Raw genomic sequence first — 12,474 nt, forward strand, 5'->3', positions numbered from 1 at the left:
TTTCCATTTTATCAAATGAATACAGATTATGCAACAAAAAAGTATTTTCCCTCTATGCAAAATAGGGATTTTAGTGTATAATAATTTAATTAAGATGGTCTCTGTCTTTTTTAGAAGGCGGCAGAGGTCTTCTTTTGGGTTAAAAAAACAGGGGAAATCCCCTTACTGAATGAGGTGGCCTGCTATGTTTCGAGCATTACGGGCGGATATCCGGGCCGTGCTTGACCGCGACCCTGCAGCCAGAAACGGATTTGAGGTATTTTTCCTCTACTCCGGCGTACACGCGTTATTCTGGCACCGCGCCGCACAGTTTTTCTATATACATAAAATGAAATTTCTTGCAAGAATGATCTCTCAGATGACAAAATTCTTTACAGGGATTGAAATTCACCCTGCCGCGAAAATCGGCCGGGGAGTAATGATTGATCACGGTATGGGGGTTGTCATCGGCGAGACAGCCGAAGTGGGAGACAATTGCACCATCTATCAGGGCGTCACCCTTGGCGGTACTGGAAAAGAAGTCGGCAAACGGCACCCCACCATCGGAAACAATGTGATGATCGGCGCGGGGGCGAAGGTTCTTGGACCTTTTAAGGTTGGGGATAATTCCAAAATCGCCGCAAATGCTGTGGTGCTTAACGAGGTTGCGGATGGTTGTACCTGTGTTGGCGTTCCCGCTAGAACCGTACGCAGGCATAACAAAAAAATCCGGCCCTGTGACGATTTGGATCAGACACATATTCCCGATCCGACAGCGCAGGAAATCTGCAAGCTAATGTCCCGGCTCAACCATCTGGAAAAAAAATTAGAAACCATGCAAAAAGAACTGGAGGATTCAAAGCATGATAAAGATATATAACTCACTGAGCAATCAGAAGGAAGAATTTAAACCAATTATTGAAAATGAAGTAAAAATGTATGCCTGCGGGCCGACGGTCTATAACTATTTTCATATTGGAAACGCACGTCCCATCATTGTGTTTGATGTGCTGCGGCGTTATTTTGAGTACAGAGGCTATAAGGTAACCTTTGTTCAGAACTTCACCGATATTGATGACAAGATGATAAACCGCGCAAACGAGGAAGGCATAACGGTGAAAGAACTGGCCGACAAATTTATCGCCGAATATTTTAAGGATGCTCAGGGACTCGGCGTCCGTGGTGCGACAATCCATCCCAAAGCAACGGAAAACATTGACGTGATCATTGATACCGTCGACAAGCTGATTGAAAACGGACATGCATATGCTGTCGGCGGAAATGTCTACTTCCGCACAAAAAGTTTTCCGGAATACGGGAAGCTTTCCCATCAGCCCTTGGAAGATTTGGAGGCGGGTGCACGTATCGATGTCAATGAGGACAAGGAAGACGCCATGGACTTCGTTCTCTGGAAGGCAAAAAAACCGGGTGAACCGTCCTGGCCCAGTCCTTGGGGAGAAGGTCGTCCCGGGTGGCACATTGAGTGCTCGGCGATGGTAAACAAGTTTTTGGGAGAAACCATCGATATTCATTGCGGAGGAAAGGATCTGATTTTCCCGCATCACGAAAACGAGATCGCCCAGAGTGAATGCGCTAACTGCAAGCCTTTTGCCCATTACTGGATGCATAACGGTTATATCAACGTGGACAACCGCAAAATGTCAAAATCCCTGAACAATTTCTTCACTGTGCGTGATGTCGTAAAAGATTTCAGTTATGAGGTTATCCGATTCTTTATGCTGTCCGCCCACTACAGAAGCCCTATCAATTTCTCAAGGGATCTGCTGGAACAGGCGGAGACGGGCTTGAAACGTATTAAAACCTGTCTGGAGAATCTGGAATTCCTGATGAACAGCTATACCGACGGCGAAATAACCGCGGAAGAAAGCACGCTTCTGGAAAATCTGAAAACGCATCGAAGCCGTTTCATCGAAGCCATGGACGATGATTTGAACACAGCAGACGGCATCTCTGCGGTCTTTGAACTGGTTCGGGAAATGAATTCCGTCTTTGTCAACGGGAAACAGTACAGCAAAGCCTTTGCTTCAAAGGCTCTCGAACTGGCAAAGGAACTGCTGGATGTTCTCGGATTCTCTGTAGCAAAAGAAGAGCTCTTGGATGAAGAGATTGAAAAAATGATCGCAGAACGGAATGATGCCCGAAAAGCAAAGGACTTCAAAAGGGCGGATGAAATTCGTGACACTCTGAAGGCCAAAGGAATTGTTTTGGAGGATACTCCGCAGGGTGTCAAATGGAGAAAAGCAGATTAAAAGGTCGTGAAATTTTGAAAGATTATTGTTTTGAACCGGCGAATATGTATTCCCCGCTGGTTCTTGCCTATATCGGCGATGCTGTCTATGAAGCTTATGTGCGCTGCAGCATCGTCAGCACCGGCAATATGCCGGTACATAAGCTGCATAAAGCAGCCACCGGTTTTGTAAAAGCCAAAGCGCAAAGTGACTTGATGGAGAAAATTTTGCCTCTTCTTACGGAGAAGGAGACAGCTGTATTCAAACGGGGACGGAACGCAAAATCCGCAACTTCCCCGAAAAATGCAGATATCGTGGACTATCGGCGGGCTACCGGATTTGAAGCGCTTGTTGGATATCTGTATATTGCCGGAAAAAAGGACAGGCTGATCGAGCTTCTCGATTCCTGCATTGATTTTAACAAGCATGAGTGAGTTGAATTAGCTGCTGCAAAAGAATTTTGCAGCAGTCTTCCTTTTATGATATATGCTGCTGGAGGTTAAGATTGTTAAAACAACTTGGATTAAAGGATAAATCATTTTATAAAACCTTTCTTTTTCTGACGTTTCCCATGGCTCTGCAGAATCTGCTTACTACGGCTGTCAACATGCTGGATAATATTATGATTGGGCAGCTGGGGGCAGTACCCATCGCCGCCGTAGGGCTGGCAAACAAGGTTTTCTTTCTTTACAGCATTGTCACCTTTGGGTTGTGCGGCGGCGGGGCCGTCTTTATCAATCAATTTTGGGGGAAAAAGGACACTGCCGGGATTAAGAAGGTATTATTTCTGAACTTGGTGCTGTCCATCTTATTTGCCTTTTTCTTTTTTGTGATGGCATTCTTTGCACCGTACCAAGTGATGCGGATGCTGACAAACGATCCCGCGGCTGTGGATATCGGTGCGGTTTACTTGAAGATCATTTCCGTAAGCTATCTGATGTCAGCGGTTATTTTTGCTTTTTCCTTTTTTTTAAAAAGTATGGAAAAACCAAAATATCCGCTCATTACCTCTCTGGTATCGATCGCAGTGAATTTTTGCATCAATTACACTCTGATCTTCGGGAAATTTGGTTTTCCCGCACTTGGCGTGAAGGGTGCCGCTATCGGAACGGTCTGTGCGCGTATGGTAGAAATGCTTCTCATCGTATTTCTTTCTTTCCACAGTATTTCTTTTCTGCGCCATAAAATAGGAGAATATCTTTCTATCAACCGTGAATTTATTGGGAGATATCTGAAAACCTCCGTTCCCGTGATAGGAAACGAAGGCTTTTGGGCGCTGGGGGTAACTGTGATGTCTGCTATTTACGCGAGGGTTTCCACCGACGCCATTGCGGCGATCAACATCGTCAACCTGATAAGCGATGCAGCCTCGGTCTTTATCTTTGGCGCCAGTAATGCCGCGGCGATCATTGTGGGAAAACAGATTGGCCTTAAGCGGGTCAAGAGAGCTTATTTATATGCCTCGCGTTTTTCCCGTTTGGCTCCGCTCTTAGGAGTCCTGTTCGGACTCTTTGCGGTCGGGACGGCACCATGGTTCATCCATTGTTTTGCAATCACGGATGAGCTGAGTGCGACGGCATTCCGTTTAACGGTCATTATGGCCTGTTTTATGCCTTTTAAGACGTTTACCTTGGTCAACATTGTCGGCGTACTGCGAAGCGGAGGAGATACCGTCTTTTGTTTTTGGACAGACTTCGCCGGGATCTGGCTGATCGGGGTACCTTTTACGGCGATCAGCGGTCTGCTTTTGGGATGCCCCATTGAGATTGTCTATCCTCTCTCCCTGTGTGAGGAATTTGTCAAATCATTCATTATCATTCGGCGTTTGAAAAAAGGCGGCTGGATCACAGATCTGGTCAATGAATAGGAGGCTTATCTATGAAACAACTCATTCGTATCGGCATTCTTTTGCTGTGTGCAGTACTGCTCTTTTCTTCCTGCGGGAAAAAGGAAGATATCACTGAGCGGCCCAAGGTTGCAATATCCTTCGGAAATCTGAAAGAGCCCTTTTTCACCGATGTAAAAAGCGGAATTGAGCGGAGAGCTGCTGACAGCAATCTGACACTCCTGTCAGTGGATGCACAGAAAGATTCGTCAAAGCAGCTGACCGACATCACCAACATGCTGGCTGGAGAGCCGGATTTGCTTATTGTTCATCCCCTGGAAAAAGAGAAGGTCCAATCCATTCTGGAGGCGTGCAGAGCAGCAAATATAAAGATATTGATTTTGGATGTGGAGCCGGAGGGAGAATATGCGGCGGACGGCTATATGAAGCTTGATCCGTCGGCGGATGGAAAAGAAACCGGCGTATCGGTTGCACAGAAGGCGGAATATATGCTGGGAATCGGGAGAGAAAAGAATGGAGATAAATAAGATAATCGATCATACGATTTTAAAGCCGGATGCTACAAAAGAGGAAGTACAAAGGGTATGCGCCGAGGCAAAGCAGTACCGTTTCGCATCCGTTTGTGTGAACTCCTGCTATACTCGCTTGGTGCATGAAGCTTTGACGGGGACAGAGGTAAAAACCTGTACGGTGGTGGGATTTCCTCTGGGAGCGACCTCCGTTAAGCCGTTGGAGGCCAGCCGTGCTGTGTGGGACGGTGCGGACGAAATTGATATGGTGATAAATCTTGGTGCTCTGAAGCAAAAAGAATACCAGGCAGTTCGTCTGGACATCGAATCGGTGGTAGAAGCCTCAGAGCATGCGCTGGTGAAAGTGATCATTGAAACCTGCCTGCTCACCGACGATGAAAAGAAACGTGCCTGTGAGCTTGCTGTATTGGCTGGCGCAGACTTTGTGAAAACTTCCACCGGATTCAGTACAGGAGGCGCTGCCACCGCAGACGTTGCTCTCATGCGCAAAACCGTTGGGGCTGATATCGGGGTGAAAGCTTCCGGGGGAATCCGCACACTGGAGGATGTCCTTAAGATGACAGGGGCTGGAGCAAACCGCATCGGCACCAGTTCAGGAGTTCAAATTATCGCTCAAACCCAGAAAACAGAGTGAGGATTATTTTTATGCGAAGTGAAAAGGAAATGCTCGATCTTATTTTGGAGGTGGCCAGGCGGGACAAGCGGATCCGTGCTGTTTATATGAACGGTTCCCGCACCAACCCCAATGTGGAAAAAGATATCTTTCAGGATTATGACATTGTGTATGCTGTCACGGAAACCGCCGGTTTTATTGCAGATGAAAATTGGATCTCTGTATTCGGGGATCCTTTGATCGTACAGCAGCCGGAAAAACTGGATTCCCTGCAGGGCAAACCTTGTCACCCTGAAGAAAGCTATGGATATTTGATGCTGTTTTCGGATGGGAATCGCATTGACTTGCATATTGATTCCATAGCCTTTACAAAGGAAATCTACGGAACCGATAGCTTGACCGTTCCCCTGCTGGATAAAGACGGCTTGCTCCCGCCGATTGAACCGGCCTCCGATGTTTCCTACCATGTCAAAAAGCCGTCAGCCGGACAATATCTGAGCGCTTGCAACGATTTCTGGTGGTGTATGCAGAACGTGGCAAAAGGGTTGCGGCGCGGGCAGCTTCCTTATGCGAAGAATATGCTGGAGCAGGTTATCCGTCCGCATCTGGATGACATGGTTTCTTGGTGGATTGGCTGTCATTATAATTTCAGGGTTTCAGTGGGGGCTTTTGGCAAGTATTTTGAAAAATATTTGCCGGAGGATTATTGGGAATTGTATAAGAATACTCATTGCAGTGCGGAGTGTCAAAGTGTTTGGAATACTGTTTTTCATTTTTGTGATTTATTCCAAGCTCTTTCCCGTACAGTGGCCGAATGCCTTGATTTCGCATATAAAACGGAAGAGGCGGAGAATATGACTGCATATTTAAAGATGGTATACCGAATGCCGCTGGATGTGGGGGATTTTCAGCAAAAAGATAAACTTGATAGGATTTATAAGGAACAGTGAGATGCTCGATGCCTCATAAGGGCCTGTCAAGAGACGGGGAGTATTTTCTCACAAAAATCTTTGATTGCGCTCCTTGAAACAATGTCAATTTTGAATTGTTATATGACGGTGGAAACCACTTCCTTTTTTATCAAGAGTGCAATCTCAGGCTTAATCGTTCATAGGGGGGATATTTCCCTTATGGTATAAGATGAAATGCTCTTTCAAAGCAAAGGAAGCCATTCAAAAAATGCCAAAGGATTTTTACCCTTTGGCATTTTTTATGCAATATATTTATACTTCCATGATTACCGGCAAAATCATTGGATGCCGTTTGGTCGCATGTGATAGATAAGAGAACACATTGGACCGAACCTCATTTTTCAGGCTTGACCAGTCCTTGATTCCTTCCGCAATGCATTTTTCCATCGTTTCTTTGGCAATGTTTTTCACATTATCCATCAAATCTTCACTTTCCCGTACATACACAAAACCTCTGGAAATGACATCAGGGCCTGCGACAACTTCAGTGATATTGTGGGAGACCGTCACCACGATAACAATCAGACCGTCCTGTGAGAGATGCTTTCGGTCTCTTAAAACGATATTTCCGACATCTCCGACCCCCAGGCCGTCCACAAAGATCCGTCCGGAGGAAACGCTTCCGTTAAATTTGACTTTCTCTTTCGTGACTTCCAATATTTTTCCGATCTGAGAGATGAATACATTGCTTTTGGGAATACCAATCTTCTGCGCTAGCTGTGCATGGCACATTAAATGGCGGTATTCACCGTGAACCGGCATGAAATATTTGGGCTTCACAATCCCCAGAATCAGCTTCAGCTCCTCCTGGCAAGCATGTCCTGAGACATGCACATCCATCAGTGCTTCATAGATGACATCCGCACCCTTGCGGAACAGTTCATTGATTACCTTGGAGATGGACTTTTCATTGCCGGGAATAGGGTTTGCGCTGACGACAACCACATCGCCCGCTTTGATCTCAACCTTCCGGTGATCCGAATAAGCCATCCGGTAAAGTGCGCTCATCGGCTCCCCTTGACTTCCTGTTGTGATGATGACAACATGTTCCTTATTGTACTTTTTGATGTCATCTATCTCAATCATGACGTTTTTATTGGCTTTGATATAGCCAAGCTCCATAGCCACTCGGACAACATTCTCCATACTTCTGCCGGACACAGCGACTTTTCTTCCATACTTTGCGGCAGCATCAATAATTTGCTGCACCCTATGTATGTTTGATGCGAATGTCGCTATAATAAGGCGGCTTTTGGTATGATCTTTGAAAATATTATCGAAGGCTTCGCCAACCGTTTTCTCCGACATGGTATAACCGGGACGCTCTGCGTTGGTACTGTCGGACATCAGCAGGGTAACCCCCTGCTTGCCCAGCTCGCCGAAACGCGCCAGATCGATCATATCTCCCGTGACAGGGGTGGAATCAATTTTAAAATCCCCTGTGTGCAGGATGATACCTGCCGGCGTGTGGAATGCGATTGCTACTGCATCTGCGATACTGTGATTTGTTCGGATAAATTCTGCTGTGATTTCTCCCAGCTTGACTCTGTCTCCCGGGACGACTTTGTTCAGTTTTACTTTTGATAATAGGTTGTGTTCTTTTAATTTACATTCTACTAACCCCAGAGTCAGTTTGGTGCCGAATACCGGCACATTGATGTCCTTTAAGACATAGGGCAGAGCACCGATATGATCCTCATGACCATGTGTCAGCACGATTCCCCTCACTTTTTTCTTATTTTTTACAAGATAAGAGATGTCGGGGATAACCAAATCGACCCCCAACATTTCCTCATCAGGAAACGCAATACCACAGTCCAAGACAACGATATCCTTACTACTTTCAATCACAGTAAGGTTTTTTCCGATCTCGTTGAGTCCGCCCAGTGGTATCACTTTTATTTTTGGATTTTTTACCACGTTTTTACCTCCGTATTCATTTTTAAGCATCAGGAAGATTAGATTATCTCATTGGATTGCTCCCTGAATCCGTTCATTACCGAATCATCATATTTGAAAGGCAGGCCCTGGGAAAAGGATTCCGAACTGTCCCCGTTTACCGGCCTGTCAACGCAGAATTATCCGAACATAAAATCACTCATTTAATAGTATAGCACAAATCGCGGCAGAAAGAAACACTTTTTTCTAATATTTCTCAATTGGATTCCCCAATACATTTTTTGACAAGAAAACGGCTGCATGACACAGCAGTGTATATCATCCCTTTGCGCTCGTCCGCATTCTTGCCGGAGATACGGTTTAAAGTATATTTAACTATGTGGCAGAATACGGGAATTCATCCCTAAAATAAAGCGAAAGATCCTGCTTTTATTACGATTGCTTTTTCAATTCCAATTCATAAAAATCGCATAGCTCATTGGCGTACTCTTCATTGATCCCTTCGGTGATGATGGTAAAGGATGCCTTGTTATTATCCGGCACAATGAAAACCCAGCCGTCCTTTTTGTTGATTTTAATGCCGTCCAGAAGCTGAAGGTTTTCCTTTTCATACTGGTTTAAGATTTTTCGCATAACCAAGGCCCTGTCATCGTGTTCGAGGCGCACCTTTCGGTGTGTCTTGAAAATTTCCGGCAGATTGCGCGTGATGTCAGAAAGCTGAAGATTTTTCACTGCCAAGTACTCCATGATTTTTGAGAGGGCATATACTGCGTCATAACACATCCGGAATTCTTCCTGTGCATTCTGGCGCAGCATTTCCTTCATGAAAGCGGCGTCAGAGTTTTTGCTGACAATCACCTCGGCGCCGTTGTTTTCCGCAAGAGTGACCGCCTTTTGACTCAGATAAGGGGGAACCACAATTTTTCCGCTGTTGCGGTCGCCCATCAATATCAGGATTATGAGCATAAACATTTTATCATCCTTGATTTCACTGCCGTCTTCGGCATACAGTGTGAGGCGTTCACCGTCTCCCGATATGCGAGCGGTGATTTCCCCGTTTTTCATAATTTTATCCTTTAACCGGATGGGTTTGATCAGCACTTCTTCAAACAACTGATCACAGTATTGATCAACCAGAGGAGACTCCGCTTTTAGATAGACAAAACGGTCAATTTTATTCAGATAGAAACGGGTTGACATGGTTTTAAAATAATAGTTTTTATAGTTTTCAAGATTCAGAGGCGTTTCAATCAGATGACTGCCCACCCGTGCGAAATCTTCCCGTCCCATCAAGCCCTCTATTGCCTTTTCTGTCTTTCGGTCAATATTGGCTCCGTCCGCATCAATAAACTCAATCTGCAGCTTTTTAGAGCGAAAAGAGACATACATTGCTCCTTTCAACCCATAAAAGCTGACAGCGGACCGGACGACTGACAGCAGATTCTGTCCGAAATCATAAACCTTCACACCGGAGGACATCGCTCCAGCGGTGAGCGCTGCCTTTGCCATATAGGAAACCGCGTGTCCGTCGTAGGCCACAGCAAGCTTTCCCATCTTATTCATGGCACCGAAGCAGGCGCTGAGCTTTGCAATATTCTCCGGTGTAAAATCTACGCCTGGTGTGCCTGTAATCCCTCGATAACCAAACAGGTTCCGGTTGAGGCGCTCGCTGTTTATAATACTTAGGCTGACAATGCTCTCATCTTCAATTTGCTTATTGGTCCATATTTTGATATCGGGTTTGACAATGGAATTTACGCCAATCACAGTCTCCTCCCCGATCACCGCTCCCTCATATACCTTTGCGTTTTTTTTCAGTGTCACCTTTTTCGCCAGCACGGCACCATCGACATAGCTGCCTTCATCCAGATAAGAGCCGCAGTCCACAACGGAACCGCTGGTTTTCACCCTGTCAGACACTACGCAGGAGGAGCCGATAACCGAATAAGGCATAATTTCCGCTCCTGATTGGATATAAGTATTTTTTCCAATGTAAACCGGAGGCATTATGGTTGCCCCCACTTCCAGAAAGGCACCCTCCTCCAGAAAGACCCCTTTATCCCGGATGATTCCCTCCAGAGAAATATTTACTTTGCCATCCAACAAATCGCGGTGACATCGGAGGTAAGCTCTTAAATCCCCCATATCACACCAATAACCAGGTGCGTTATACCCAAAAAAGCGATCCCTATTTTTCAAGATGGCCGGGAATAGATCTCTGGAGAAATCCATATTGATCCCGGGCTCAAAATAGGACAGCATCTTTTTATTCAATATATAGATTCCGGTATTCACTGTATTGGAAAACGCCTCGCTGGGACTGGGCTTCTCCAAAAAACGCTGTATCCGTCCTTCTTCATTGGTGACGACAATTCCGTATTCTGACGGATTGTTCACCTCGGACAGAACAATAGTGGCAGCTGCATTGTTTTCATTGTGAAAAGAAACCGCCTTTTCCAGGTCAATATCGGTCAGACAATCTCCGCTGATAACCAAAAAGTCCTCTGAGAGAAAATCTTCTGCATTTTTTACGCTGCCGGCAGTACCCAGAGGTTTTTCCTCAACAAAGTATTCAAGGTGCACTCCGAAACGGCTGCCATCTCCAAAATAGTCTTGGATAACATTGGGAAGATAGAGCAGCGTCACTGCGATTTCGGTGATGCCATGCTGTTTCAAAAGTCCGATGATATGCGCCATCATCGGACGGTTCAAAACGTTGACCATTGGTTTTGGAACGTTCAATGTCAGGGGCCTTAAACGGGTGCCTTCCCCGCCTGCCATGATAACTGCCTTCATGTAAAAATCCATTCCTTTCATCAGTCGTTTCTTCTAGTATTGCCTGATGATTGGGGGAATTATACAAGATATGAAATTCATTTTTCAACCGTATTCGGATATAACTGCGGGCAAGATGTCCCCCGCCTCTTAAGGCGGCGGGTTCCATATCCGCAGTCGGCGGGAGTACAATCTCCCGCTGATTGCGGCACTGCTATGCAGTGTTCTTGTCCTCGTTGAATGACGGGACAAGCCCTTATTGAATAATAAGATGAAGCGCTTTTGTCAGACACTGCATGCAAAAGCCGCCTGAAGACTGCGAAACGTGGGGCAGGAACCGTCGCTTGCGCATAAATTTGTATATCAGCAGAGGCGGGGCATGAAAGCCGCAGATAGATTATAAAAACATTAAAATAACCGTGATGTGTTACGATACAATAGATGGGAGACAAATAAAAAAAGAAAATAGACTCCAATATGATATAATGTTAAGTGACTAAACCAAACATATGCCAAAGGAGCTATTTTCATATGAATATAGTAGCATCAAATGCGCACTTTCGTCAACGGGTAATTAAAAAAAGTTACAAAGTGGGAGTAACGGCGGCATCAAAATACTACAGAATCAGCCGGAATGCAATCTACGAGTGGCGAAAGAAATATGATGGGAATTGGAAAAGCCTGATAGACAAAAGTCACAGACCGGCTCATCATCCAAACGAGCATACACAAGCCGAGAAAGAAATGATTTTAAGGCGGTATCCGCGATACAAAGACGATATGATTATGCTGTGGGGCAGCCTTAGAAAAAGCGGGTATACACGCAGTTACACAAGCTTGGTACGGGTGGTAAACAAGTGGATAAAACCTGAAATCAAGAAAAAGGCTGCAAAGAACTGGAAGCCATATAAAAAAGCGGACTATCCGGGACAAAAAGTGCAGGTTGATGTGAAATTTGTGCCGTCATATTGCGTTGTAAGTGGACAGAAATATTATCAGTATACAGCAGTAGATGAGTGCACAAGATGGACGTTCCGAGAGATGTATGATGAACACAGCACTTACAGTTCAAGAGATTTTTTGCTTAAACTGATAGCAGCAGCTCCTTTTCAAATAAGAGAAATACAAACAGACAACGGCAGTGAATTTACCAACGCCAATGTTGATCGTCCGGATGCTCCGTTAACCTCATTTGAGTTGTTACTGCAAAAGATGGATATTATCTACCACCGGATTAAAATAGCAACGCCGCGGCACAACGGCAAGGTGGAACGCCAGCACAGAACCGATGAACAGCGTTTTTACAAGAAAATGAAAATGTATAATCTTGAAGATGGCAGGAAACAGCTTGCCAAATATAATAAAAAATCGAATGACATTCCTAAGATATGCCTTGAATTCAAAACACCAAACGAGGTTATGGCAGAATATTTAGGAATTATGTGAAGATAAAACAGGACGTTATATTTTTTTGGAGAAACTGTCACCCATCATTGACAATTGAACAATAAAAACATTAAAATAACCGTGATGTCCCTTGTATTATTGAAGGAAAGGTAGTATAATAAATATAAATAAGGTTTATTCGGAAAGAATATTAAATAATTAAATT

Annotated in this window: 10 protein-coding genes; 8 read left to right on the forward strand and 2 right to left on the reverse strand. The window is 45.0% G+C overall.

Annotation, left to right across the window (positions count from 1 at the left end):
- The first annotated feature begins 184 nt into the window (after window positions 1-184).
- The 7 genes from cysE (at window position 185) to KQI32_RS02495 (ending at window position 6,167) form a co-directional block, all read left to right on the forward strand.
- Window positions 185-859: a serine O-acetyltransferase gene (gene cysE / locus KQI32_RS02465; RefSeq protein ID WP_177691953.1), complete on the forward strand. Its 675-nt coding sequence runs from the start codon at window positions 185-187 to the stop codon at window positions 857-859.
- Entirely contained in the window at window positions 846-2,249 is a 1,404-nt protein-coding gene (gene cysS / locus KQI32_RS02470; protein WP_216423887.1) for a cysteine--tRNA ligase, read from the forward strand. The genes cysE and cysS overlap by 14 nt, the downstream gene beginning before the upstream one ends.
- The gene (locus tag KQI32_RS02475; protein WP_177691954.1) at window positions 2,231-2,662 is read left to right on the forward strand and encodes a Mini-ribonuclease 3; all 432 of its coding nucleotides are present in this window, start codon (window positions 2,231-2,233) and stop codon (window positions 2,660-2,662) included. Before cysS ends, KQI32_RS02475 begins: the two co-directional genes overlap by 19 nt.
- A gap of 71 nt (window positions 2,663-2,733) precedes the next feature.
- Entirely contained in the window at window positions 2,734-4,095 is a 1,362-nt protein-coding gene (locus KQI32_RS02480; protein ID WP_216423800.1) for an MATE family efflux transporter, read from the forward strand.
- A gap of 11 nt (window positions 4,096-4,106) precedes the next feature.
- Entirely contained in the window at window positions 4,107-4,601 is a 495-nt protein-coding gene (locus tag KQI32_RS02485) for a substrate-binding domain-containing protein (protein ID WP_216423802.1), read from the forward strand.
- A complete protein-coding gene (deoC, locus tag KQI32_RS02490; RefSeq protein WP_177691957.1) occupies window positions 4,588-5,238 on the forward strand; it encodes a deoxyribose-phosphate aldolase in 651 nt (216 codons plus the stop codon). Before KQI32_RS02485 ends, deoC begins: the two co-directional genes overlap by 14 nt.
- Before the next feature lie 11 nt (window positions 5,239-5,249).
- A complete protein-coding gene (locus KQI32_RS02495) occupies window positions 5,250-6,167 on the forward strand; it encodes an aminoglycoside 6-adenylyltransferase (RefSeq protein WP_216423804.1) in 918 nt (305 codons plus the stop codon).
- Between the two features lie 273 nt (window positions 6,168-6,440).
- Here KQI32_RS02495 and KQI32_RS02500 read toward each other — a convergent pair whose 3' ends face one another.
- Window positions 6,441-8,108, reverse strand: a complete 1,668-nt coding sequence (locus KQI32_RS02500) for a ribonuclease J (protein WP_374197052.1) — start codon at window positions 8,106-8,108, stop codon at window positions 6,441-6,443.
- 411 nt (window positions 8,109-8,519) lie between these two features.
- On the reverse strand, window positions 8,520-10,904 hold the full coding sequence (locus KQI32_RS02505; protein WP_216423807.1) for a sugar phosphate nucleotidyltransferase: 2,385 nt from the start codon (window positions 10,902-10,904) through the stop codon (window positions 8,520-8,522).
- 489 nt (window positions 10,905-11,393) lie between these two features.
- Here KQI32_RS02505 and KQI32_RS02510 point away from each other — a divergent pair, with 489 nt between their 5' ends.
- Entirely contained in the window at window positions 11,394-12,308 is a 915-nt protein-coding gene (locus KQI32_RS02510) for a DDE-type integrase/transposase/recombinase (protein WP_216423808.1), read from the forward strand.
- The last annotated feature ends 166 nt before the right edge of the window (window positions 12,309-12,474 follow it).

The sequence above is a fragment of the Acetivibrio sp. MSJd-27 genome, from assembly GCF_018918095.1.
In the GTDB taxonomy this organism is placed as follows: domain Bacteria; phylum Bacillota; class Clostridia; order UMGS1840; family HGM11507; genus HGM11507.

What these genes read in the sequence shown, in the direction of transcription:
- KQI32_RS02495 (WP_216423804.1), top strand. Translation starts at nt 5,250, where the DNA reads ATGCGAAGTGAAAAGGAAATGCTCGATCTTATTTTGGAGGTGGCCAGG.
- deoC (WP_177691957.1), top strand. Translation starts at nt 4,588, where the DNA reads ATGGAGATAAATAAGATAATCGATCATACGATTTTAAAGCCGGATGCT.
- cysE (WP_177691953.1), top strand. Translation starts at nt 185, where the DNA reads ATGTTTCGAGCATTACGGGCGGATATCCGGGCCGTGCTTGACCGCGAC.
- KQI32_RS02485 (WP_216423802.1), top strand. Translation starts at nt 4,107, where the DNA reads ATGAAACAACTCATTCGTATCGGCATTCTTTTGCTGTGTGCAGTACTG.
- KQI32_RS02510 (WP_216423808.1), top strand. Translation starts at nt 11,394, where the DNA reads ATGAATATAGTAGCATCAAATGCGCACTTTCGTCAACGGGTAATTAAA.
- KQI32_RS02475 (WP_177691954.1), top strand. Translation starts at nt 2,231, where the DNA reads ATGGAGAAAAGCAGATTAAAAGGTCGTGAAATTTTGAAAGATTATTGT.
- KQI32_RS02505 (WP_216423807.1), bottom strand. Translation starts at nt 10,904, where the DNA reads ATGAAAGGAATGGATTTTTACATGAAGGCAGTTATCATGGCAGGCGGG.